The 23,373-nt window shown below is 66.9% G+C and carries 23 protein-coding genes; 9 read left to right on the forward strand and 14 right to left on the reverse strand.

Annotated features, from left to right (window positions below; translation table 11 throughout):
- Positions 1–13 precede the first annotated feature (13 nt).
- Complete coding sequence (locus tag CY652_RS00355) at positions 14–1,369, reverse strand: MFS transporter (RefSeq protein ID WP_102128993.1); 1,356 nt, start codon at positions 1,367–1,369, stop codon at positions 14–16.
- 607 nt (positions 1,370–1,976) lie between these two features.
- Here CY652_RS00355 and CY652_RS00360 point away from each other — a divergent pair.
- Positions 1,977–4,430, forward strand: coding sequence for a glycogen/starch/alpha-glucan phosphorylase (locus tag CY652_RS00360; RefSeq protein ID WP_102128698.1), 2,454 nt, complete (start codon positions 1,977–1,979; stop codon positions 4,428–4,430).
- 46 nt (positions 4,431–4,476) lie between these two features.
- Here CY652_RS00360 and CY652_RS00365 read toward each other — a convergent pair whose 3' ends face one another.
- The 9 genes from CY652_RS00365 to phnG all read right to left on the reverse strand — a co-directional run bounded on the left by CY652_RS00365 (position 4,477) and on the right by phnG (position 12,186).
- On the reverse strand, positions 4,477–4,890 hold the full coding sequence (locus CY652_RS00365; protein ID WP_102128699.1) for a DUF6232 family protein: 414 nt from the start codon (positions 4,888–4,890) through the stop codon (positions 4,477–4,479).
- Positions 4,891–5,077: 187 nt separating this feature from the next.
- Positions 5,078–5,845 (reverse strand): ABC transporter substrate-binding protein, encoded by a 768-nt coding sequence (locus CY652_RS00370; RefSeq protein WP_102128700.1) that lies wholly within the window; start codon positions 5,843–5,845, stop codon positions 5,078–5,080.
- A 429-nt stretch (positions 5,846–6,274) separates the two neighbouring features.
- On the reverse strand, positions 6,275–7,408 hold the full coding sequence (locus CY652_RS00375; protein ID WP_102128701.1) for an alpha-D-ribose 1-methylphosphonate 5-triphosphate diphosphatase: 1,134 nt from the start codon (positions 7,406–7,408) through the stop codon (positions 6,275–6,277).
- A 17-nt stretch (positions 7,409–7,425) separates the two neighbouring features.
- The gene (gene phnL, locus CY652_RS00380) at positions 7,426–8,211 is read right to left on the reverse strand and encodes a phosphonate C-P lyase system protein PhnL (protein WP_102128702.1); all 786 of its coding nucleotides are present in this window, start codon (positions 8,209–8,211) and stop codon (positions 7,426–7,428) included.
- A 13-nt stretch (positions 8,212–8,224) separates the two neighbouring features.
- Positions 8,225–8,995 carry a phosphonate C-P lyase system protein PhnK gene (phnK, locus tag CY652_RS00385; RefSeq protein WP_102128703.1) on the reverse strand — a complete coding sequence of 257 codons (771 nt, stop codon included), beginning with the start codon at positions 8,993–8,995 and terminating at the stop codon, positions 8,225–8,227.
- Complete coding sequence (locus tag CY652_RS00390) at positions 8,992–9,939, reverse strand: alpha-D-ribose 1-methylphosphonate 5-phosphate C-P-lyase PhnJ (protein WP_102128704.1); 948 nt, start codon at positions 9,937–9,939, stop codon at positions 8,992–8,994. Before CY652_RS00390 ends, phnK begins: the two co-directional genes overlap by 4 nt.
- Positions 9,936–11,063 (reverse strand): carbon-phosphorus lyase complex subunit PhnI, encoded by a 1,128-nt coding sequence (locus CY652_RS00395; protein ID WP_102128705.1) that lies wholly within the window; start codon positions 11,061–11,063, stop codon positions 9,936–9,938. The genes CY652_RS00390 and CY652_RS00395 overlap by 4 nt, the downstream gene beginning before the upstream one ends.
- Complete coding sequence (phnH, locus tag CY652_RS00400; protein WP_102128706.1) at positions 11,063–11,695, reverse strand: phosphonate C-P lyase system protein PhnH; 633 nt, start codon at positions 11,693–11,695, stop codon at positions 11,063–11,065. The genes CY652_RS00395 and phnH overlap by 1 nt, the downstream gene beginning before the upstream one ends.
- Positions 11,692–12,186, reverse strand: coding sequence for a phosphonate C-P lyase system protein PhnG (gene phnG, locus CY652_RS00405; RefSeq protein ID WP_102128707.1), 495 nt, complete (start codon positions 12,184–12,186; stop codon positions 11,692–11,694). The genes phnH and phnG overlap by 4 nt, the downstream gene beginning before the upstream one ends.
- Before the next feature lie 200 nt (positions 12,187–12,386).
- On the opposite strand from phnG, the gene phnF reads away from it, so the two are divergent.
- The 3 genes from phnF to phnN are packed head-to-tail and all read left to right on the forward strand — an operon-like array spanning position 12,387 to position 14,460.
- The gene (phnF, locus tag CY652_RS00410; protein ID WP_102128708.1) at positions 12,387–13,145 is read left to right on the forward strand and encodes a phosphonate metabolism transcriptional regulator PhnF; all 759 of its coding nucleotides are present in this window, start codon (positions 12,387–12,389) and stop codon (positions 13,143–13,145) included.
- Positions 13,142–13,900, forward strand: coding sequence for a DUF1045 domain-containing protein (locus tag CY652_RS00415; protein ID WP_102128709.1), 759 nt, complete (start codon positions 13,142–13,144; stop codon positions 13,898–13,900). Before phnF ends, CY652_RS00415 begins: the two co-directional genes overlap by 4 nt.
- Positions 13,897–14,460, forward strand: a complete 564-nt coding sequence (gene phnN, locus CY652_RS00420) for a phosphonate metabolism protein/1,5-bisphosphokinase (PRPP-forming) PhnN (protein WP_102128710.1) — start codon at positions 13,897–13,899, stop codon at positions 14,458–14,460. The genes CY652_RS00415 and phnN overlap by 4 nt, the downstream gene beginning before the upstream one ends.
- A gap of 56 nt (positions 14,461–14,516) precedes the next feature.
- Here the strand turns inward: phnN and CY652_RS00425 are convergent, their stop codons facing one another.
- A complete protein-coding gene (locus CY652_RS00425) occupies positions 14,517–15,341 on the reverse strand; it encodes an IclR family transcriptional regulator (RefSeq protein WP_102128994.1) in 825 nt (274 codons plus the stop codon).
- A gap of 157 nt (positions 15,342–15,498) precedes the next feature.
- Positions 15,499–15,810, reverse strand: coding sequence for a hypothetical protein (locus CY652_RS23705; RefSeq protein WP_146009990.1), 312 nt, complete (start codon positions 15,808–15,810; stop codon positions 15,499–15,501).
- Positions 15,811–15,980: 170 nt separating this feature from the next.
- Here CY652_RS23705 and cyoA point away from each other — a divergent pair, with 170 nt between their 5' ends.
- The 5 genes from cyoA (at position 15,981) to pcaF (ending at position 21,321) form a co-directional block, all read left to right on the forward strand.
- Positions 15,981–16,871 carry a ubiquinol oxidase subunit II gene (gene cyoA / locus CY652_RS00430; RefSeq protein WP_102128711.1) on the forward strand — a complete coding sequence of 297 codons (891 nt, stop codon included), beginning with the start codon at positions 15,981–15,983 and terminating at the stop codon, positions 16,869–16,871.
- A gap of 3 nt (positions 16,872–16,874) precedes the next feature.
- Positions 16,875–18,860 carry a cytochrome o ubiquinol oxidase subunit I gene (cyoB, locus tag CY652_RS00435; protein WP_102128712.1) on the forward strand — a complete coding sequence of 662 codons (1,986 nt, stop codon included), beginning with the start codon at positions 16,875–16,877 and terminating at the stop codon, positions 18,858–18,860.
- A complete protein-coding gene (cyoC, locus tag CY652_RS00440) occupies positions 18,860–19,468 on the forward strand; it encodes a cytochrome o ubiquinol oxidase subunit III (RefSeq protein ID WP_102128713.1) in 609 nt (202 codons plus the stop codon). The genes cyoB and cyoC overlap by 1 nt, the downstream gene beginning before the upstream one ends.
- Positions 19,469–19,801: a cytochrome o ubiquinol oxidase subunit IV gene (gene cyoD / locus CY652_RS00445; protein WP_102128714.1), complete on the forward strand. Its 333-nt coding sequence runs from the start codon at positions 19,469–19,471 to the stop codon at positions 19,799–19,801. It begins immediately after the preceding gene.
- Positions 19,802–20,118: 317 nt separating this feature from the next.
- Positions 20,119–21,321 (forward strand): 3-oxoadipyl-CoA thiolase, encoded by a 1,203-nt coding sequence (pcaF, locus tag CY652_RS00450; RefSeq protein ID WP_102128715.1) that lies wholly within the window; start codon positions 20,119–20,121, stop codon positions 21,319–21,321.
- A gap of 83 nt (positions 21,322–21,404) precedes the next feature.
- Here the strand turns inward: pcaF and phnE are convergent, their stop codons facing one another.
- Together phnE and phnD are read right to left on the reverse strand one after the other, a co-directional pair.
- Positions 21,405–22,217, reverse strand: a complete 813-nt coding sequence (gene phnE, locus CY652_RS00455; RefSeq protein WP_258002155.1) for a phosphonate ABC transporter, permease protein PhnE — start codon at positions 22,215–22,217, stop codon at positions 21,405–21,407.
- Between the two features lie 167 nt (positions 22,218–22,384).
- Entirely contained in the window at positions 22,385–23,359 is a 975-nt protein-coding gene (gene phnD, locus CY652_RS00460; protein ID WP_102128716.1) for a phosphonate ABC transporter substrate-binding protein, read from the reverse strand.
- Positions 23,360–23,373 lie beyond the last annotated feature (14 nt).

Consider the following 23,373-nt stretch of genomic DNA (forward strand, 5'->3'; position numbering starts at 1 on the left):
CGCGGCCTCGCGTTCAGGCGGCCGGCGCGCCCGAGCGATGCGACGGCGCGAAGAGCCGCAGGCCGCTCGCGATGCTCGCCGCGCCCGCGAAGACGGCGCCCAAGGCGAGCGCGAGCGTCGGGCCGTGGTGTCCGGCGATGCCGAAGCACAGCGCCACGAGCGCGGCGCCCGTGGTCTGCCCGAGCAGCCGTGCCGTCGCGACGATGCCGCTCGCGCCGCCGCTGCGTTCGGGCGGCGCGCTCGCCATGATCGCCTTCAGGTTCGGCGACTGGAAGAACCCGAATCCCGCCCCGCAAATCGCCATGCGCACCGAGATGTTCACGACCGACGGATGCGCGGGCATTAGCGCGAGCGACGCCATGCCCACGCAGAGCACCGCGAGGCCGATGCCGCCGAGGAGCCCCGGCGGATAGCGGTCCGAGAGGCGCCCCGCGAACGGCGCGGCGAGCGCGACGACGACGGGCCAGGGCGTCATCAGGAAGCCGGTCGCCACCTGGCTGCGATGCAGGATCTCCTCGAAATAAAACGGCAGCGACACGAACGCGAGCCCCTGGGCCGCGAACGAGCACACGGCGGTGACGGCCGAGAGCGCGAACACGGGCCGTTTGAAGAGGTCCACCGGCAGCATGGGCGCGGGGTGCCCGGCTTCGCGCCGGAGCAGCAGCAGGCCGAACACGACGGTGACGACGGCGGCAACGATCACGACGGGTAGCGGTCCGCGCTGCGCGGCTTCGCTGAGCGAGAAGATCAGCGCCGCGAACGTGATGACGTTCAGCAACGCCGCGAGCGGATCGAACTGGTGTTTGCCGCGCGCCGTCTGCGGCAGCGCGGGCAGGGCGAAGGCCAGCGCGATCACGCCGAGCGGCACGTTGACCGCGAAGAGCCAGGGCCAGGTGGCGGCGGAGAGGATCGCCGAGGCGACGGTCGGCCCGACCGCGAACGACACCCCGACCACCAGCGCGTTGAGCCCGAGGCCGCGTCCGAGCTGATGCGGCGGATACAGGTAGCGGATCAGCGCCGTGTTGACGCTCATGATCGCGCTGGCGCCGAGGCCCTGCAGCACGCGCGCGATGGCGAGCGCGGGCAGCGTCGAGGCGACCGAGCAGGCGAGCGAGGCGACCGTGAAGACGGCGATGCCGCTGAGGTAGATGCGCCGGTGCCCGACGATGTCGCCGAGCGCGGCGAGCGGCAGTAGCGTGGCGACCATCGCGAGCTGATAGGCGTTGATGACCCAGACCGACGCGGCGGGCTCGGCGTGGAGGTCGATGGCGATGGTGGGCAGCGCGGTGTTGGCGATGGCGGTGTCGAGCGTGGCGAGCGTGACGGCCAGCATCACGGCCGCCATGGCGCGACGATTCCTGGCGGACATGGGCGCGTCGGCGTTCCCGGTGTCGTGCGACGCGGAGCGGGTTTCGGACAAGGTGGACTCGTGTCGGTGGCGGAGGGCCGCGACGGTGCGGCCGGATTCGGATGAACCTGCGTCCGGCGGCGGGGTGTTTGGCCGCCGATTGATTAGGGTTCGCCCGAGATTGTTGCAGAGGCTGCGGGATTGTGCAGCTTGGGCTTCGCATCGTAGGGTAAACGTAATGATTGGGCTTTGAACGGCGGGCCGGCCGGGACGTGGCCCGAACGCGGCCCGTCAAGCGTAATTTATAAAACGCAACTAACTGTCTAGTCCGTCCAGCACCTCCGAATTCACACCCGCCTCGCTATTCCAGTGCCTCGAACGAAGGCCGGCCCGGGCCCCGGCAATCCTTCCCGCCAGCCTGGCAGATCGACCGGGGGATGATTTGCGAGCAAGCACCGGACCCGGATAACGCCTCGCCCGGCCGAGTCGCCTTCGCCGGTCGGCTTCACGGCCGCCGGCCGGGAAAATGTCCTACTCTGCAAGCTGACCCGTGGCCATGCGGCACCTCCGTACCGGACGCGCTGCCTGGAATACCTGCGCGATTGCGCCGCTTTTCCCGGAGGTTTCGATGACAGCCGTGGACCTCGAGTTCGATCAGCTCGACAACAGCGTCGGCGCGTTGCGCCGCTCCCTTTCCAACCGTCTTGTCTACGGCGTGGGCAAGGACGCCGTGGCCGCGCGTCCGCAGGACTGGCTGCATGCCGCGGCGCTCGCGGTGCGCGACCGGCTCGTCGCGCGCTGGATGGCGACCACGCGGCGCCAGTACGAGCAGGACGTCAAGCGCGTCTACTACCTCTCGATGGAATTCCTGATCGGCCGGACGTTTACCAACGCGCTGCTCGCGCTCGGCATTTACGATCCGATGAAGGAGGCGCTCGCGGGCGTGGGCGTCGACATGGAAGCGCTGATCGAGCTCGAGCCCGACGCGGCGCTCGGCAACGGTGGGCTCGGCCGGCTCGCTGCCTGTTTTCTCGACTCGATGGCGACGCTCGGCGTGCCGGGCTACGGCTACGGCATCCGCTACGAGTACGGCATGTTTCGCCAGCAGATCGTCGACGGCGAGCAGGTGGAGACGCCCGATTACTGGCTGCGTTCGGGCAATCCGTGGGAGTTTCCGCGTCCCGAGATCCAGTATCCCGTCCACTTCGGCGGCCGCACGGTGCAGCGCGACGGCCGCATCGAGTGGATCGACACGCAGCACGTCAACGCGATGGCCTACGACACGGTCATCCCCGGTTTTGCGACGACGGCGACCAACACGCTGCGGCTGTGGTCGGCGCGCGCGCCCGAGGAGCTCGATCTCTCGGCGTTCAACCAGGGCGACTATCAGCGCGCGGTCGGGGCGCGCAACGTGTCCGAGAACGTCTCGCGCCTGCTCTATCCCGACGATTCGACGATGGCGGGCCGCGAGTTGCGGCTGCGCCAGGAGTATTTCTTCGTGTCGGCGACGATGCAGGACCTGATTCGCCGCTATCTGCGCACGCACAGCACGTTCGGCCGCTTCGCCGAGAAAGTGGCCGTGCATCTGAATGACACGCACCCGGTGCTGGCGGTTCCCGAACTGATTCGCCTGCTCGTCGACGTGCACCGCGTGCCGTGGGACGAGGCGCGCGAACAGGTGCAGCAGGTGTTCTCGTACACGAACCACACGCTGATGCCCGAGTCGCTCGAAACGTGGGATGTCGAACTATTGGCGCGGCTTCTGCCCCGTCACCTCGAGATCATCTTCGACATCAACGCGTCGTTCCTGCACGAGGCGGGCGTGAAGGGCGCGCACGATCTCGACCTGATCCGCCGCATCTCGCTCGTCGACGAGTACGGCCCGCGCCGCGTGCGCATGGCCTATCTCGCCATCGTCGCGAGCCGCAAGGTGAACGGCGTCTCGAAGCTGCATTCGCAGCTAATGACGAAGGACATTTTCGCGGACTTCGCGCGCCTCTATCCCGAGCGTTTTACCAACGTGACCAACGGCATCACGCCGCGCCGCTGGCTCGCGCAGGCGAGCCCGCCGCTCGCGCGCCTCGTCGACGAAAGCATCGGCCCGCGCTGGCGCACCGATCTGTTCGAGCTGGCGGCGCTGCGCACGCTGCGCGGCGACAGCGCGTTCGAGACCGCGTTTCGCGAGGCGAAGCGCAGCAACAAGGCGCGTCTCGCGCAGCACCTCGCGCGGCGCGCGGGCGTCGAGCTGAATCCGGACGCGCTGTTCGACATGCAGGTCAAGCGCATCCACGAATACAAGCGGCAGCTGCTGAACGTGCTGCACGTCATCGTCCGCTATAACCGCATTCGCGCCGAGCCCGGGCGAGACTGGGTGCCGCGCGTCGTGCTGTTCGCCGGCAAGGCGGCCTCCGCGTACCGGATCGCCAAGACGATCATCCGGCTCGTCAACGACGTGGCCGCGACGGTCAATCGCGATCCGGTCGTGGGCGACCGGCTCAAGGTGCTGTTCATTCCCAACTACGGCGTGAGCGTGGCCGAGCTGCTGATTCCGGCCGCCGATCTTTCCGAGCAGATCTCGCTCGCGGGCACGGAAGCGTCGGGGACGGGCAACATGAAGCTCGCGCTGAACGGCGCGCTTACGATCGGCACGCTCGACGGCGCGAACATCGAGATTCGGGACGCGGTCGGGCCGGAGCACATCTTCATCTTCGGTCACACGGCCGACGAAGTGGACGCGCTGCGCGCGACGGGCTACCGGCCGCGCCAGATCTACGAGGAGAATGCCGAGCTGCGCACGGCGCTCGACCAGATTCGTACCGGCTTCTTTTCGTCCGGCGATGCGGGGCGTTTCTCGGACATCTTCCACACGCTCGTGGACTGGGGCGATCACTACATGGTGCTCGCCGATTTCGCGGCGTTCGCGCGCGAGCAGGAGGCGGTGGACCGGCGCTTCGTCGATGTCGGGGCGTGGACCGCGAGCGCGATCGAAAACGTCGCCGGCATGGGCCAGTTTTCGTCGGATCGTGCGATTGCCGAGTATGCGCGCGACATCTGGCGCGTGAAGCCCGTCGAGTTGGGCTGAGCGGGCGGGGCGAAACCCGCGGGTATGGCGGCGGGTTTTTCCCGGATCAGGGCTGGGCGCGTTCGCCGCCCGGCGCGGCCGCTGCGTTTCTGCTTTCCATCGCGTTGCGCAGCGCGGTTTCGACGCGCCCGGCAAACGCACGGTCGAGGCTCGACAGCACCTCGCGCGGCTCGCCGCCGGACACGACCACGAGCCGGTGCGTGACGTCCTGGGTGTACCACGACAGGATGCCGACCACGACGAGCATCGCGCCGCAGACGAGCCCGGCCGCCGAGCCGTACACGGCGCTCGCGATCGCGCCGGCGATGCCGATCAGCCCGAGCACAACGGGCACCGCGCGGTTGCGCTTGACCGTGACGACGCGCAGGTCGGCGATGTCGCGCAGCGCGAGCACCTGGCCGGCGACGGACAGCGCGTTGCGCGTGACCGAGACGCCGCCTTCGTTGAACGGGAGTTCCATTGATTCTTTCTTCAGTGTCGACAGGGAAAGGGCGCAGAGTACCAGAAGCCGCCGCCCGGCAGGAAGCGCCGCCGGGACGCATGGCCGCCGGCCTGCACCCAAACGGAACAGGCCCCGCGCTGCGGAGCCCGTCCGGCCTGAAGCGGCGAGAACGGCGCGGGCGGAGGACCGCCCGCGCGACGCGGCATCAGCTACCGTACACGTCGAAATCGAAGTACTTCGCCTCGAGCTTCTTGTAGGTGCCGTCCTTGATGATGCCGGCGATGGCCTGGTCGATCTGGGTCCGCAGGTCGGTATCTTCCTTGCGCAGACCGATGGCGGCCGCGCCCGACGGAATTTCCGCGCCGGCGAACTGGTAGCCCGCGCCGCGCGGGGTCTTCAGGAAGCCGATGCTGGCCTGCACTTCGTCTTGCAGCGTGGCGTCGAGGCGCCCCGAGAGCAGGTCGGCGTAGACCTGATCCTGGTTCTGGTACGAGACGACGTTCACGCCCTTGGGCGCCCAGTTGGCCTTCGCGTAGGTTTCCTGGATCGTGCCCTGCTCGACGCCGACCGACTTGCCCTTCAGCGAGTCGGCCGTCGGCTGCAGCGGCGAGCCCTTCTTCGTGACGAGGCGCGTCGGCGTGTCGAAGAGCTTGGACGAGAAGGCGATCTGCTCTTCGCGTTGCGGCGTGATGGTCATCGAGGAGAGCACGCCGTCGAACTTGCGCGCCTTCAGCGCCGGGATCATGCCGTCGAAGTCGTTCTCGACCCAGACGCACTTCGCCTTCAGGCGTGCGCAGATCGCGTTGCCGAGGTCGATGTCGAAGCCGACCAGCTTGCCGTCGGGCGCCTTCGATTCGAAGGGCGGGTAACTGGCGTCGACGCCGAAGCGGATGGTGGTCCAGTCCTTCGCGTGGGCGGTGCCTGCCGATACGGCAAGCAGGGCGATCGACAGGGTGGCAAGCAGTTTCTTCACTATCTGTAACTCCTCGGAGTGGTTCGAATGGCCCCGCGTGTGGGGGTGCCGCCGCGCGGCATGGTCCTGCGTTTTTGCGTCAGGAATCCGTCGGGTTTGGCCGGGCGGGCCGGAAACGGCGTGACCCAAGCTTACCAGGTCAAAACGATTGTGTGACAAGTGTAATACCGGATGGCGCGGGGAAGGCTGTTGCGGCACGCCGACATGGCAGCGCGATCCGTTCCTGCCGGATGGCCGTGGATCGGACGTTTCGGGCGATCGCCCCGCGTGGACGCGGGTCGGGAGGGGAGGGAAAACGGTTCCGCTGTCGCGATCTCGCTACAGCGGGAAGGGCCTGCCGCCGGGGACGGCAGGCCTCGCCAGACAGGGCGCGAATGCTCTTTGAATAAACGCTGTCGGCAGATTGTCGGGCCTTGCGCGCGCGGCCGCTCAGACGACGCGCTGGCCTTCGCGATAGGTGGCGCGCGGCACGGGCAGCGTGTCGAGCATCGTGACCCGCACGAAGTCCGCGCGCAGGCCCGGTTCGATCGCGCCGCGGTCGGTCAGCCCCGACTTGCGGGCCGGCTCCGCCGATACCGTGGCGAGCGCGCGCGGCAGCGTCCATTCGGCCTTGTGCACGAGTTCGAACGCGGCCGTGAGCAGGCTCGAGGGCACGTAGTCCGACGAGAGGATGTCGAGCAGCCCGGCCTGCGCGAGCTCCAGCGCGGAGACGTTGCCCGAGTGCGAACCGCCGCGCACGATGTTGGGCGCGCCCATGATCGTCGCGATGCCGTGGTCCCGTGCCGCCTGCGCGGCGACGCGCGTAGTCGGGAATTCGGCGAGCGCGACGCCTTCGGCCGCCGCCTGCTCGACGTGCTCGACGAGCGTGTCGTCGTGGCTCGCCACCGGGATGCCGCGCTTCGTGCACCGCTCCACGATCTCGCGCCGGTGCTTGTCGGCGTAGCGCTGCTGCTCCTCGGCCAGCTCGACGAGGAGCGCTTCGGCATGTTCGTCGGTCCACTTGCCGTGCCGCTCCTGATAGCGGCGCCACTGTTCGCGGTCGTGCCACTGGCGCTGTCCGGGCGTGTGATCCATCACCGAGGCGAGGCGCATGAGCGGATGCACGCTCAGCAGATCGAACAGTTCGACGACGTCTTGCGTCGCGATCTCGCAGCGCAGGTGCAGGAAGTGGTCGGCACGCAGCAGGCCCCGTTGCGAGAAGCGCGCGAGCGACTCGGCGCAGCGCGTCTGCACGTCGCGTCCGCGCACGCCGACCGACAGGCGCGTGCCGATGGCGAGCGCGTCGAACACGGTCGTGATGCCGGCCGCCGCGATCTGCGCGTCGTGAATCGCGAACGCGGCGTCGGTGTTCCAGTGCACGCCGGGGCGCGGCGCGAGGTGCTTTTCGAGGTTGTCGGTGTGCAGCTCGATGAGGCCGGGCAGCAGATAGTCGCCGTTCCAGTCCTCGGCCTCGCGCGCGGAGGTCGTGCCCTGGGAGACTTCGGCGATCGCACCGTTCTCGACGCGCATCGTTCCGGTGAAAACTTCGTCTCGCGTCACGATGCGAGCGTTCTTGATCAACATGTGTGGGTCTCTCCGTGTCAGACAGGTTCGGCAACGGGGGTTTCGGCGCGCGGCGCGCTCAGGGCCAGCCGCCGGGTGGCGACGCGCTCGCGCGTGTCTTCGTCGTGGAATACGCCGACGATGGCTGCGCCGCGCTCGCGCGCCTCGACGATGAGGCTCGCGACCACTTCGCGGTTCTCCGCGTCGAGCGAGGCCGTCGGCTCGTCGAGCAGCAGCACCCGGTGCTGCGCGATCAGGCCGCGCGCGATGTTCACGCGTTGCTGCTCGCCGCCCGAGAAGGTCGCCGGCGCGAGCGGCCAGAGCCGCTTCGGCACGTTCAGCCGCGCGAGCAGCGCCGCAGCGCGCTCGCGCGCCTCGCCTTCGTCCGTGCCGTGCGCGACGAGCGGCGCGGCGACGATGTCGAGCGCGGGCACGCGCGGGATCACGCGCAGGAACTGGCTGACGTAGCCGACCACGTTGCGGCGCAGGCGCAGCACGTCGTGCGGCGCGGCGCGGGTGATTTCCAGATGCTGGAGCGGCGCGTCGTCGTCGCGGATCGCGATGGAGCCGCCGCTCGCGAGATAGTTGCCGTAGAGGCAGCGCAGCAGCGTGCTCTTGCCGGCGCCCGAGGGGCCGACGAGCACGATGCATTCGCCGCGCTCGACGTCGAGCGAGACGCCGGCCAGCGCTTCGATGCCGATGCCGCCCTGGCCGTGCAGCGTGAAGGTCTTGCGCACGCCGGTGGCGCGCAGCATCAGCGCGGGCCGCTCGACGAACGCGCGCGTCGCGCCGGCGGGGGAATCGGTTGCGATGAGGGTGGTCATGATGGTCGTCGTCCTAAACCGGCAGCACCGAGGCCACCAGCGTCTGCGTGTATGGATGCTGCGGGTCGTCGAGCACCTGGTCGGTGAGACCGGACTCGACCACGGTGCCGCCCTGCATCACCATGAGCCGGTGCGCGAGCAGGCGCGCGACGCCGATGTCGTGCGTGACGATGAGCACCGACAGATGCAGCGTCGAGGTGAGCGTGCGCAGCAGATCGAGCAGGCGCGCCTGCACCGAAACGTCGAGGCCGGCCGTCGGCTCGTCCATGAACACGAGGCGCGGGCTCGTCACGAGATTACGCGCGATCTGCAGCCGCTGCTGCATGCCGCCCGAAAACGCGGACGGCAGGTCGTCGATGCGCGTCGCGTCGAGTTCCACGCGCTCCATCCATTGCGTCGCCGTCTCGCGAATCCGGCCGTAGTGGCGCGCGCCGACGGCCATCAGCGGCTCGCCGATGTTCGCGCCGGCCGAGACGCCCGTGCGCAGGCCGTCGCGCGGGTTTTGCTGGACGAAGCCCCACTCGGTGCGCATGAGCTGCCGGCGGCGCGGCTCGGACAGCGCGCGCAGATCGAGCGTTTCGCCGTTCGCGTCCGTGTAGTGCAGCACGCCGCGGTCGGCGTCGAGGCGCAGCGCGAGCGCGTTGAGCAGCGTGGTCTTGCCGGAGCCGGATTCGCCGACGATGCACAGCACCTCGCCCGGATAGAGGTCGAAGCTGATGTCGCGGCAGCCGTTGCGGCCGCCGTAGAGTTTGGTCAGATTGCGGGCGCTCAGCAGGGGCGTCATGCCGGTTCTCCGTGGTGGGGCGTGGCCGCTGTCTCCTGCTCTTCGCGGCGCTCGTGGCAATAGTCGCTGTCCGAGCAGACGAACATGCGCTTGCCGGCGTCGTCGACGATCATCTCGTCGAGGAAGCTTTCGCGCGAGCCGCACAGCGCGCACGCGTGCTCCCAGCGCTGCGTTTCGAACGGATGGTCGTCGAAGTCGAGGCTCTTCACCGGCGTGTACGGCGGGATCGCGTAGATGCGCCGCTCGCGGCCCGCGCCGAACAGTTGCAGCGCCGCGTTCATGTGCAGCTTCGGGTTGTCGAACTTCGGGATCGGCGAGGGCGACGTGAGGTAGCGGCCGTTGACCATGACCGGATAGTCGTAGGTGGTCGCGATGCTGCCGTGCCGGACGATGTCCTCGTAGAGCTTCACGCTGATGAGCCCGTAGTCGGCCAGCGCGTGCAGCTTTTCGCACTCGGTGCGGCGCGGTTCGAGCTTGTAGAGCGGCTCGGGCTGCGGCACCTGGTAGACGAGAATCTGCTGCTCGGTGAGCGGCGTTTCCGGAATGCGGTGGCGGGTCTGGACGATCGTCGCCTCGCGCGTGTGCCGCGTCGTGGCGACGCCGGCCGTGCGCGCGAAGAAGCGGCGGATGTTGACGGCGTTGGTCGTGTCGTCGGAGCCCTGGTCGATCACCTTGAGCGTGTCGCGCTCGCCGATGATCGCGGCCGTGACCTGGATGCCGCCCGTGCCCCAGCCGTAGGGCAGCGGCATTTCGCGCGAGGCGAACGGCACCTGGTAGCCGGGAATGGCGACGGCCTTGAGCAGCGCGCGACGGATCATCCGCTTGGTCTGCTCGTCGAGGTAGGCGAAGTTGTAGCCCTCGGTGGTGGGCTGGGCGGTCGCGCCGGCCGGTCGTGCGTCGGGCTGCCTGGCGGTGGCGAGGGCGGTGTTGTCGGTGGCGCTCATGCGGCCTGCTCCCTGTGGTCGTCGTCGGCTTCCTGCGCGGCGCCGTGCTGCGCGCGCAGCCGGCGCACGAGTTCGAGTTCGGACTGGAAGTCCACGTAATGCGGCAGCTTCAGATGCTGGACGAAGCCGGAGGCCTCGACGTTGTCGCTGTGGGACAGCATGAACTCGATGTCCTGGGTGGGCGACGAGAGCGACTCGCCGAGCTCTTCGGCGCGCAGCGCGCGGTCCACGAGCGCCATGGCCATGGCCTTGCGCTCGCTGTGGCCGAAGGCGAGGCCGTAGCCCTGCGTGAATGCCGGCGGCGCCGCCTTGCTGCCCGCGAACTGGTTCACCATCTGGCACTCGGTCAGCTCGATGTCGCCGATCTCGACCGCTTCGCCCAGCTCGTCGAGCTCCATTTCGACGGCGACCGAACCGAAGCGGATCTCGCCGGCGAACGGGTGCGAGTGCGCGTAGCCGCGCTGTGTTGCGTAGCCCATCGCGAGCAGGAAGCCTTCGTCGCCGCGCGCGAGATTCTGCAGGCGCGTGGCGCGGTCGGCCGGGAACGCGAGCGGTTCGCGCGAGAGGTCGCCGGGTTCGGGCGCGTCGGGCGAGGGCGTTTCCTGCTCGATGAGGCCTTCCTGGTCGAGCAGCGCGACCACGCGCGGCATCGATTCTTCGTGCTGCGGTTCGGGCGCCGGAGCGTTGGCCTTGCTCTCGCCGCTCCGTTCGCCGCCTTCGGCGAGCAGCGTGAAGTCGAGCAGACGCTGCGTATAGTCGTAGGTCGCGCCGAGCACCTGGCCGCCGGGCACGTCCTTGAACGTGGCGGAGATGCGCCGGCCGATCAGCATGTCGCCCGTGTCGACGGGCAGCGTGTAGCCGAAGCGCGGCAGCGTCGTGCGGTAGGCGCGCAACAGGAAGATCGCTTCCACGAGGTCGCCCGCGGCCTGCTTGATGGCGAGCGCGGCCAGCTCCTCGTCGTAGACCGAGCCTTCGGTCATCACGCGCGCGACCGCAAGCCGGAGTTGCTCGCGAATCTGCGTCACGCTCAGTTCGGGCACCTGCGGATCGCCGCGGCGCGCCTTGTCGAGCTGGCGCCACGATGCTTCGATGGCGCGCTCGCCTCCTTTGACAGCGACGTACATCAGTTCACCTCCACGTGCGTGGTGCGCGGCAGGCCGATCAGGCGCTCGCCGCAGACAAGGTAGAAATCGACGCCGCACGGAAAGAGCGGCGCGAGCGCGGCGCGCTCCCGCCAGAACCGCCCGGGCAGGCCGGCCGGCGCGATGGTTTGAACGTGCTCGATGCCGGGGCCGCGCAGCGCGAGCGGCGCGCCGCCTTCCAGTGCGTCGACGCGCACGAACACCGTCGCCGAGTGCTCGGGCGCTTCGGGCGTGCCGCAGGCGAACTGGTCGAGCGGCGGCAGCGCGGACGCGTCGTGGACGTAGGCGAACGAGGCGTCGCGGGCGTGGCCGGCAATCGGCGCGCCGGTGTGAAAGCGCACGGCCGCCGCGAGCGCGTCGTCGCTTCCGGCGAGCCAGACCGGCGTGGCGTAGTCGCAGAGCGCAAGCAGCGACGCGAAGGCGGCGAGGCCCGCGCGCGGCGCCTTCGCGCCGGCCGGCGCGGCGGGCAGCGGCGCTTCGATCGCGCAGACCTTGCCGGGCCGCGCGAGCGCGTCGAGCAGCGTGCGGAACACCGTCTGGGTGTCGCGCACGGGTTCGGCGAATCCGGGCGCGAGCGCGGCCAGATCGATTCGCGAGGAGTGGTGTTCGTTCATGCGTCGCCCCGGACCATCGTGAAGAATTCGACCCGCGTGCCGGCGGTGTCGTTGCGCTGCTGCGTGCGTCGTGCCTCGATGCGCCCGGCGAGCGGCGCGACGAGCCGCTCGTACAGACGCGCGTGGCGCTCGGGCAGTTGTAGCAGCGCGTCGGCGAGCGCCGCCAGCTCGACGCGGCGTTTGTCGCGGCCCAGGTGGCAGGCCACGCCGACCACGCCGGTCGCGCCGGACAGGTTTTCGCCGCGCAGCCGCAGCGTGGCGCGCGTGACCGTGGTTTCGCCGAGATTGAAGGCGTCGCCGGTGCCGCCGACGCGCCCTCGCACCATCGCGAGTCCGGTCTGCGGGGGTCTGAGCCAGTCGAACGGCGGCGCGCTTTCGCCGTCCAGCGCGTCGGCGAGCGCGGTCTCGAGTTCGGCGCGCGGCGTGCGCGCAAGAACCGCCATCCATGCGCGCCGGGCGGCGGAGGAGGGCGGGGCGGACGATGCGTTCATCGGGATTCCTCGGGTCGGAAGCAGGGGAGAAGAACGGGGGTACGGATTATCGCTATTTGAGCATCTATTCATCTAAACGTCTAGACGTTTATAGATATAATCAACCCGCGGAACGATGACGGATATATTTCATATTTCCATCACGCCCCGCGCACTACAATGCAGAGACTGCAATTGGACTCCTGGGGAATGACAGCACCATGACATCGAATGACGAGGCCCCGCGCAGTATCGAGGTCGAGCGGGGTGCGGGCGTGGCGGTGTGGCGGCAGATCGAACAGATCCTCGCCGCGGAAATCACCGCGAACGGTTTCGGCGAGGACGGTCGCCTGCCGAGCGAAGGAGAACTGGCAAAACGCTTTGACGTCAACCGGCACACGGTGCGCCGCGCCATGCTCGGACTGGCGGCGCTCGGGCTCGTGAGCGTCGAGCAGGGGCGCGGCACTTTCGTGCAGCCGGGCGCGATCGATTACACGATCGGCCGCCGTACGCGCTTCACGGAAAATCTGCAGCGCCAGCAGCACACGGCGGCCGGCAAGATGCTCTCGGCATCGCGCGCGAAGGCCGATCCCGGCGTGGCGAAGGCGCTCGGGCTGCGCGCGGGCGTACTCGTCTACCGGATCGAGACGCTGCACGAGTCCGACGGCGTGCCGCTCACCTACGCGCGTAGCTGGTATCCGGCCGGGCGTTTCGCCGATCTGCCGGCCGTGCTGGAGCGCGTCGACGGCACGACCAAGGCGCTGGCCGAGTTCGGCGTGCACGACTACCTGCGCAAATGGAGCCGTATCGGCAGCGTGCTGCCCGAGCCCGAAGTGGCGCGGCGGCTCAACATCAACCGGCAGCAGCCGGTGCTCTGGGTCGAGAACGTCGACGTCGATCTCGACGGCGTGCCGATCAAATACGGCGTCACGCATTTCGCGGCCGATCGCGTGCAACTGATGGTGGAGCACGACGTATGAACGCAGCCGCGGCAGAAAAGCGGGAGACGCCCGCTTCCGCGTGGAGTGCGTCGTCGCGCTTCGCGCTTTACTTCGCGCCGTCGCGCGGATCCGCCTGGTGGCGCGCCGGCTGCGTCTGGCTCGGCCGCGACGCGGAAAGCGGCGAGACGCTCGAGTCGCCGCAGCCGGCGGGCCTCGCGCGTCCGCTGGCGGAGCTGACGCGCGAGCCGTGGCGTTACGGCTGGCACGGCACGCTCGTGGCGCCGTTTCATCTGGCGTCGGGCGTTTCGCCCGACGATCTGCTCGAGGTGACCCGGCGCTGGGCGGCCGCGCGTGCGCCTTTTCCGGTGAACGTCGAGGCGGCGACGCTGGGCCGGTTCGTCGCGCTGCGGCCGGCCGACGAGACGGGCACCGCCGCCTTGCGCGAGCTTGCGTCCGACGCGCTGCGCATGCTCGGGCCGTTGCGCGCGGCGCTTTCCGAAGCCGATCTCGCGCGCCGGCTCGACACTCCGCTGACCGAACGGCAACGCGCGCTGCTTGCCGAATGGGGTTATCCGTACGTGTTCGACGAGTTCCGTTTTCACATGACGCTGTCGGGCCCGCTCGACGACGCGCGCGAGCGCGATCTGCTGCGCGACGAATGGGCGACGCGCAGGCAGCCGGAAGGCGCGCTGCCGGTCGAGAGCGTGGCGCTCTTCGTCGAGCCGGCGCGGGGCGAGCCGTTCGTGCTGTGGAAACGCGTGACGCTCGGCGAGCGACGGGAGCAGCACGTATGAGCGAGCGGCTGATATACGTCATGGGGCCCTCGGGCGCCGGCAAGGATTCGCTGCTCGGCTTCGCGCGCGGCCGGATCGCCGGCAGCGGCGTGGTGTTCGCGCATCGGTACATCACGCGCGAGGAAGGCGCGGGCGAAAACCATATCGCGCTGAATGCCGCCGAATTCGACGCGCGCTCGCGACACGGTTTCTTCGCGCTCGAGTGGCGCAGCCACGAGCTGCGCTACGGCGTCGGGATCGAGATCGACCAGTGGCTGGTGCTCGGTTGCGCGGTGGTCGTCAACGGTTCGCGTGCCTACGTCGACAGCGCGCTCGCGCGCTATCCGCGCATGACGGTCGTGCACATCGATGCCGCGCCGCACGTGCTGGCCGCGCGGCTGGCCGCGCGCGGGCGCGAAACCGAAGAGCAGGTCGCCGCGCGTCTCGCGCGCCGCGCGCCGTTTTCGTTGCCCGAAGGCGTGAGGTTCGAGGCCATCGACAATTCGGGCCGGCTCGACGACGCCGGCCAGCACTTCATCGACGTGCTCTCGCGCGTGCAGGGCGGACCCGTGGCCGCCTGATGTCCGACGCGCCCGCCGCTTCCGGCGGGCGCGCTTTTCCCGTCGCCCCCTACTTCCTACGTGCGCTGCGAGACGAGACTCGAGACGCGTTGCGCCGCCTGCTGCAGCGGATTGAGAAACGTCTTGACCATCTGCTTCGCGGACGTGCGTTGCGCGTTGCCGCTGATGTTCATGGCCGCGATGATGCGGCCCTGGCGATTGCGGATCGGCGCCGAGATCGAAATGAGCCCGTCCTCCAGCTCCTGATCGACGATGGCCCAGCCCTGGGCGCGTACCTGTTCGATGATCCGCTTGAGTTCGTCGCGGTCGGTGACCGTGCGCGGCGTATGCGCGTGCAGCGGCACGAGATCGAGCGCGGTGCCGAGCGCCGCGTTGTCGAGCGCGGAGAGCAGGACGCGCCCCATCGACGTGCAGTAGGCCGGCAGCCGGCTGCCGATCGACAGGTTGATCGTCATGATCTTGTGAGTCGGCACGCGCAGGACGTAGACGATCTCGGTCCGGTCGAGCACGGCGGCCGAGCAGCTTTCGTGCACCTGCGCCGACAGGTCTTCCATGATCGGTTCGGCGAGATTCCAGAACGGCATCGACGTGAGATAGGCGAAGCCGAGATCGAGAATTTTCGGCGTGAGGCGGAACAGGCGTCCCTCGGACTCGACGTAGCCGAGCGTCTGCAGCGTGAGCAGGATGCGGCGGGCGCCGGCCCGCGTGAGTCCGGTGGCGGCGGCGACGTCGGTGAGCGTCTGTTCGGGGTGCTCGGCGTTGAAGGCGCGGATGACGGAGAGGCCGCGCGCGAACGATTGCACATACGAATCGCCCGGCTTCTCGGGCGGACCGGCCTGCCCGGCGGGACCGCCGGGCGATGCGCTGGGAACGGGGCTCATGGGCATGGGGCGGAGTAACGGTGCGGCCTGGCCGCTTCGGGAAGCCGTGAAGATAGCGCAAGCGCCTGGTTTCGCCAACCGGCGGCCCGGAGAGCGGCGGCCCGGTTCGGGATGACGGCGCGTGTTTTTATTGGATTGTGATTTGATTTACGTCAAATTATTTTAATTGAAATGATTTGACATTAAGGGGGTTATTTTGATGGGTTTGTTGCTTTTTTGAACGACTGTAATAATAATGAAATAAATAAGAATATTTTATTAAATGATCTGCCGGGTTTGTAAAATATTCAAACTCGCCTGATTCGCCCGGCGGCAATGACGTAGCAGACGAATATATCTCTCGCTCAGCAATGCGTCGCGGCTTTAGTCTTGGTGGAGGAATCGTTTGAGCCCTTGTCCAGAGGGCTTTTTGTCGCGCCCGCGTATCGCGCGCAAGGTCGCCGTCATCTACTTCGCGCCGTCTGCTCATTTATCGTGCAACCCACAATCCGCTTTGGATTATTTGGCAAAGATCAAATTTAGCCCTTTGCCCATCTCGTAAAATTGCCCGGCAAACGATACAGGCGTATTTTGCATGGCCTTTATTGGAATGCAAATGCCTTTGGGGTGTCCATGGTAGTTCAAAGGAATCGGGCAAACATGATAGATAGAAAAACCTTCAAAAGGTTGTTAATCCCTCTGGGGTTAGTTCTGGTGGCCTCCCTTTCGGGGTGCGATCTTGCCGTCCTCGACCCGCAGGGAAGCGTCGGGGTGGCCGAGAAGTCATTGATCGTCACCGCAACCGTGGCGATGCTGATCGTCGTGATCCCGGTCATCGTGCTCACGCTGCTGTTCGCGTGGCGCTACCGGGCCGGCAACACCCGCGCCACTTACGCGCCGAAATGGTCGCATTCCACGGCGATCGAAGTCGTCGTCTGGACCATTCCCGCGCTGATCATCCTGTTCCTCGGCATCCTGACCTGGAAGACGACGCACGAGCTGGACCCGTACCGGCCGCTCGAATCGAACGTCAAGCCGATCGACGTCGACGTGGTGGCGCTCGACTGGAAGTGGCTCTTCATCTACCCGGACCTCGGCATCGCGACGGTGAACCAGCTCGCCATGCCGGTCGGCACGCCGGTCAACTTCCACATCACGTCGGACTCGGTGATGAACTCGTTCTTCATCCCGCAGCTCGGTACCCAGGTGTACGCGATGGCGGGCATGCAGACGCGCCTGCATCTCATTGCCGACCACGCGGGCGACTACGCCGGCATTTCTTCGAATTTCAGCGGCAGGGGCTTCGCGGACATGAAGTTCCGCACGCTCGCCACGAGTCCCGACGAATTCAACGCCTGGGTCGCGAAGGTCCGGGCGTCCGGGAGCCATCTCGGCATGGACGAGTACGGGGAGGTCGCGAAGCCGAGCGAGAAGAACCCTGCGCAGTACTTCTCGTCGGTCGATCCGCGGTTGTTCCACAACATTATCGCGAAGTACAACAACGGCCACGTCCTCGATTTTCAGGACGCCGCCTGCGGTACAAAGGGGTAACGCATGTTCGGTAAATTGACATTAGAGGCGATCCCGTTCGATCAGCCCATCATCATGGGCGCGGCCGCCTTCATGGTCCTGCTGGTGCTGGCCGTCGTGGTCGCGCTGACGGTGCTCGGCCGGTGGAAGTGGCTATGGAGCGAATGGCTCACCAGCGTCGATCACAAGCGGATCGGCGTCATGTACATCGTCGTCGCCGTGCTGATGCTGCTGCGCGGCTTCATCGACGCCGTCATGATGCGCGTCCAGCAGGCCATCGCTTTCGATAGTCCAGGCTATCTGCCGCCGCACCACTATGACCAGATCTTCACGGCCCACGGCGTCATCATGATCTTCTTCATGGCCATGGCGCTGATGATCGGCCTGTTCAACCTCGTCGTGCCGCTGCAGATCGGCGCGCGCGACGTGGCGTTTCCGTTCCTGAACTCGCTGTCGTTCTGGATGACCGCGATCAGCGCGATTCTGGTCAACCTGTCGCTCGTGATCGGCGAGTTCGCGCAGGTCGGCTGGCTCGCCTATCCGCCGCTTTCCGAGCTGCAGTTCAGTCCGGGCGTCGGGGTCGACTATTACATCTGGAGCCTCGAGCTCTCGGGCGTCGGCACGCTCATCACGGCCATCAACTTCTTCGTGACCATCGTGAAGATGCGCGCCCCGGGCATGAATCTCATGAAGATGCCCGTGTTCACGTGGACCGCGTTGTGCTCGAACGTGCTGATCATGGCGACGTTCCCGATCCTGACGATCGCGCTCGCGCTGCTCGGCCTCGACCGTTACCTCGGCATGCACTTCTTCACGAACGACGGCGGCGGCAACGCCATGCTCTATCTGAACCTGATCTGGGCCTGGGGCCACCCCGAGGTGTACATCCTCGTCCTGCCCGCGTTCGGCATCTATTCGGAGGTCATGGCGACGTTCTCGAAGAAGCCGCTGTTCGGCTACCGGACGATGGTGTATGCGACCTGCGCGATCATGGTGCTCGCGTTCCTCGTGTGGGCGCACCACTTCTTCACGATGGGTTCGGGCGCGGACGTCAACGCGTTCTTCGGGATTATGACGATGATCATCGCGATCCCGACCGGCGTGAAAATCTTCAACTGGCTCTTCACGATGTATCGAGGCCGGATCGAATTCACGGCCCCCGTGCTGTGGACGATCGGCTTCATGGTGACGTTCACGATCGGCGGCATGACGGGCGTGATGATGGCGATTCCGGGCGCCGACTTCGTGCTCCACAACAGTTTGTTCCTCGTTGCGCACTTCCATAACGCGATCATCGGCGGCGTGGTGTTCGGCTACCTTGCCGGGTTCAGCTACTGGTTCCCGAAGGTGTTCGGTTTCAAGCTTCACGACAAGCTCGGAAAAGGCGCGTTCTGGTGCTGGTTCATCGGCTTCTACGTCGCGTTCGTGCCGCTCTACGTGCTCGGCTTCATGGGCGCGACGCGCCGTCTGAACCATTACGACAATCCGGCATGGCATCCGCTGTTCGTGGTGGCGGCCGTGGGCGTCGTATTGATCGCGATCGGCGTCGCGCACCAGGTCGCCCAGGTCTGGGTCAGCATCGTCAACCGCAACAAGCCGGAATATCGCGACGTCACGGGCGATCCGTGGGGTGGCCGCACGCTGGAATGGTCGACGTCGTCGCCGCCGCCCGCCTATAACTTCGCGGTCATTCCGCAGGTGCAGGAACTCGACGCGTTCGCTCACATGAAGGAAACCGGCCAGGGCCTCGGCATGGCGGCGACCTACAGCGACATCCACATGCCGTCGAACACGAGTGCCGGGTTTCTTATCGGCATGTTCTCGCTGGTTTTCGGGTTCGCCGGCATCTGGCACATCACGTGGCTCGCCGTCGTGGCGCTGGTGGCCATTGCCGCCACCATCATCGGCCGCAGCTTCGGCCGAAACGACGGTTATTACATTCCCGCGGCCGAGGTCCAGGAAATCGAAGAAAAGCGTAGCCGCGCGCTTGCCGCGCTGGAGGCCAACTGATGTTACAGCACACCCAAACCGCATCTCTGGCCGAGGCGGATCACGGCCATCCACCGTCCTACTCGGTCTTCGGGTTCTGGCTGTACCTGATGACCGACTGCCTGCTGTTTGCGTCGTTGTTCGCCGTGTTCGCAGTGATGTCGCATCAGTACGCGGGCGGGCCGACCGGCAAGGATCTGTTCGACATCCAGGACGTCGCGCTCGAAACCGGCGTGCTGCTGCTCTCGAGCATCACCTACGGTTTCGCGATGCTCGGGGCGCATCGGCGTAAGTCCGGTGCCGTCCTGGGCTGGCTTGTCGTGACGTTCGTGCTCGGCGCGTTGTTCCTGTTGCTCGAAGTGACCGAGTTCTCCCGTCTGATCGCGGAGGGGGCCGGTCCGGATCGCAGCGCGTTCCTGTCGTCGTTCTTCACGCTGGTCAGCACGCACGGGCTGCACGTGAGCGTCGGTCTGATCTGGATGGCGGTGCTGATCGTGCAGGTAATCCGGCAGCCGGAGTTGACCGAGCAGGAAGTCCGGCGGCTGACGTGCCTGAGCCTGTTCTGGCACTTCCTCGACGTCGTCTGGATTTGCGTCTTTACTTTTGTCTATCTCGGGAGCGTGATCTAAATGGCTCAATCGCAACCCCATCATGTGCAGGAAGGGCACGGTAGCCTGGGGAGCTATGTCACCGGGTTTGTCCTGTCGATACTGCTGACGGCCGGCGCATTCGGCATCGTGATGCACGGCGCGCTGCCGCACGGCAGTATGCTGGCCGTTCTCGCCATACTCGCGTTTGTTCAGATCGTCGCGCATCTCGTGTTCTTTCTGCATCTGAACATATCGCCCGGGCAGGGCTGGAACGTCGCGGCACTCTGCTACACGCTGCTGGCCGTGTTGTTCCTGATCTTCGGCACGATCTGGGTCATGCACAACGTCAGCATGAACATGATGTCGCGCTAGACGCGTTGTCCGCGCTGGAATCCGATGATGGATTCCAGCGCGCCCGGACGGAGTAACGTAACGTCCCGATTCATTCGCAAAGCCACATGGACTCCGGTCCATGTGGCTTTTTCGCGTCTCTTCTTCTATCCCCGTCCGTGGTCCCGGTCCGCTCACTTGACACCCATCGCATAGGCCACCTATGATCGGCGAAAAGTTCGATATACGCCCATGAGTTCGTATTTAGAACTTTATGGGCCATGGTTGACTGTAGTCGACTCGAGCGCGAGCGCCGTGCCCGTTGCTTGCCGGGACAGTCAGCCGAACCGGAGATATACATGGCGGAAGCCTATCTGTGCGATGCAATTCGCACCCCAATTGGCCGTTATGCCGGAGCGCTCGCGCAGGTCCGTGCCGACGATCTCGGTGCCGTGCCGCTCAAGGCGCTGATGGCGCGCAACAAGGAAGTGGACTGGGAGGCGGTCGACGACGTGATCTACGGTTGCGCGAATCAGGCCGGGGAGGATAACCGCAACGTCGCGCGCATGTCGTTGTTGCTCGCGGGGTTGCCCCAGGCCGTGCCGGGCGCGACGGTCAACCGGCTGTGCGGCTCCGGCATGGACGCCATCGGCATTGCCGCCCGGGCGATCAAGGCTGGGGAAGCGGCGCTGATGATTGCGGGCGGCGTCGAAAGCATGAGTCGCGCGCCGTTCGTGATGGGCAAGGCCGCGACGCCGTTCGCGCGCGATGCGGCGATCTACGACACGACCATCGGCTGGCGTTTCGTCAATCCGCTGCTGAAGCAGCAATACGGCGTCGATTCGATGCCGGAGACCGGCGAGAACGTCGCCGCCGAATATGGCGTAAGCCGCGCCGATCAGGACGCTTTTGCGTTGCGCAGCCAGCAGAAAGCCGCTCGCGCGCAGCGCGACGGCACGCTCGGGCAGGAAATCGTATCCGTCACGGTCGCGCAGAAAAAGGGCGATCCGATCGTCGTGTCGAAAGACGAGCATCCGCGCGAAACCAGCCTGGAAGCGCTGGCAAAGCTCAAGGGCGTCGTGCGGCCCGACGGCACCGTCACGGCGGGCAACGCGTCCGGCGTCAACGACGGCGCGGCCGCGCTGCTGCTGGCCAATGCCGAAAGCGCGAAGCGTTTCGGCCTGACGCCGCGCGCGCGCGTGCTCGGCATCGCGACGGCGGGCGTCGCGCCGCGGGTCATGGGCATCGGTCCGGCGCCGGCCACGCAAAAGTTGCTGGCGCGCCTGAACATGACCATCGACCAGTTCGACGTGATCGAGCTGAACGAGGCTTTCGCTTCGCAGGGATTGGCCGTGCTGCGGCTGCTCGGCGTTGCGGACGACGACGAGCGCGTCAACCCGAACGGCGGCGCGATCGCGCTCGGGCATCCGCTGGGCATGAGCGGCGCGCGCCTCGTGACGACGGCGACGTATCAACTGCAACGCACGAAGGGACGTTATGCGCTGTGCACGATGTGCATCGGCGTCGGGCAGGGCATTGCCATCGCGATCGAGCGCGTATAACCCGCGTAAGGCATGAAGAGAAAAGGCGCGGCACGACCGAGTCATGCCGCGCCTTTTCTATTGTCCGATTACGGGCGCGTTCGTCAGGTAACGCGTTTGCGCAGCCAGGCGGAGATCACGTCGATCGCCGTGACGACGGCGATCACCATCACCATCACCGCGGCGGTTTGCGCATAGTCGAACGAGCGGATTTCCTCGTATATCACGACGCCGATGCCGCCCGCGCCGACCATGCCGACCACCATCGCCGAGCGCACGTTCGATTCGAAGCGGTACAGCGTGTACGAAATCCACAGCGGCATGACTTGCGGCAGCACGCCATAGACGATCTCGTCGAGCGGCGTCGCGCCCGTGGCGCGCACGCCTTCCGCGGGGCGCGGGTCGATGGCCTCGACGGCCTCCGCGAAGAGCTTCGCGAGCACGCCCGTGGTATGGACCCACAGCGCGAGCACGCCGGCGAACGGACCGAGCCCGACCGCGACGATGAACAGCATGGCGAACACCATCTCGTTGATGGCGCGGCATGCGTCCATCAGGCGCCGAACCGGGTGCAGCACCCACGCGGGCGCGAGATTGTGCGCGGACATGAGCCCGAACGGCACCGCGCAGACGATGGCGAGCGCGGTGCCCCACACCGCGACGGCGAGCGTCACGAGCATTTCCTGGACGTAGGTGGGCCAGTCGGTGAAATCGGGCGGGAAGAACGAGCTGGCGAACTCGCTCATGTTCGACGCGTCGGAAAACAGGTCGAGCGGGCGCATGTCCGCGCCGTGCCACGACGCGCCGAGCACCACGAACACGATGGCCCAGCCGAGCATCGACGCCCAGCTCCGCTTGCGGTGGGCCTCCTGGTCGACGGGTCCTTTGACCGGACCGGTGGCGGATGGCGGTCCGATCTGCGCCGCCGTCTGCGGGAAACGGACGCCGGGATTGGCGGACAAGGCCGGCCGCGCGCCGGTCGTGTCCGTCTGGGCGGCGTTCAGCGCGCCGCCCGGACGGCTTGCGTCGCCAACACCGGCATCGCCGGACTGAATGGCGCGGGGCGTACCGGGGTTGGCCGTGCTCATGGCTTCGGCTCGGCTTGAAGCGCGTCGATCTTCGCGTCGATCGCCGCCACCTGGGTTTTGCGATCGTTGGCGGAGATGCGCGTGTTGTCCTGGATCGCGACCTTCTGCTGGAACAGCGCGATCTGGCGGATCGGGTTCAACTGAGCGTCGGACGAGGGCGCGAAACCCGCGTAGCCGGTGATGTTCATCATCACCTGCTTCTCGCGCGGATCGGTCTTGGCGTAATGGTAGAAGAACTTGCGCAGCGCGGCCTTCGCCGATTCGGGCAGGTCCTTGCGCCACACGAGCGGGTCGGACGGAATCAGCGGCGAGGTCCACAGCACGCGCACCTGGGCGAAGCGATCCGGATGCGCCTGTTGCAGCGTCTGGAGCTCGATGGTGTTGTTCGTCGCGATGTCGACCTTGTCGTTGACGACCGCGAGCAGGTTGGCTTCATGGCTCGACGGCAGTACCGACTTGAACGACGAGTCGAGGTCGGTGAGGCCGTGCTTCGCGAACAGGTAGTAGCCGGGGATCAGCGTGCCGGACGTCGAGTTCGGATCGCCGTAGCCGAGCGTCACGTCCTTCGTGTCCTTGAACACGTCGTCGAGCGTCTTGAAGCGGCTGTTCACGTTGGTGATCAGCACGGACTTGTAGCCCGCATCGCCGTTCGCGTAGAGCACCCGCGCGAACACTTCGCCGTCCGAGCGGTCGACCGCCTCCATGGCCGAGGCGTTGCCGAAGTAGGCGATCTGCACCTTGTTGAAGCGCATCGCCTCGATGATGCCCGCGTAGTCGGTGGCGAAGAACGCGTGGACGTGCATGCCCGTTTCGCGGGACATGTCGTCCACGAACGGTTGCCAGCGCTGCGCGAGCACGGCCGACGAATCGGTCGAGATGATGCCGAAGTTCAGGTCCTGGGCGTGGGCGGCACTCGCGCCGAACGCGAGGCACACCGCCGCGCCGGCGAGAAGGGTGCGAAACAGTTTCATGGGATGCGGTTCGT

This window comes from Burkholderia sp. WAC0059 (assembly GCF_002870125.1).
In the GTDB taxonomy this organism is placed as follows: domain Bacteria; phylum Pseudomonadota; class Gammaproteobacteria; order Burkholderiales; family Burkholderiaceae; genus Paraburkholderia.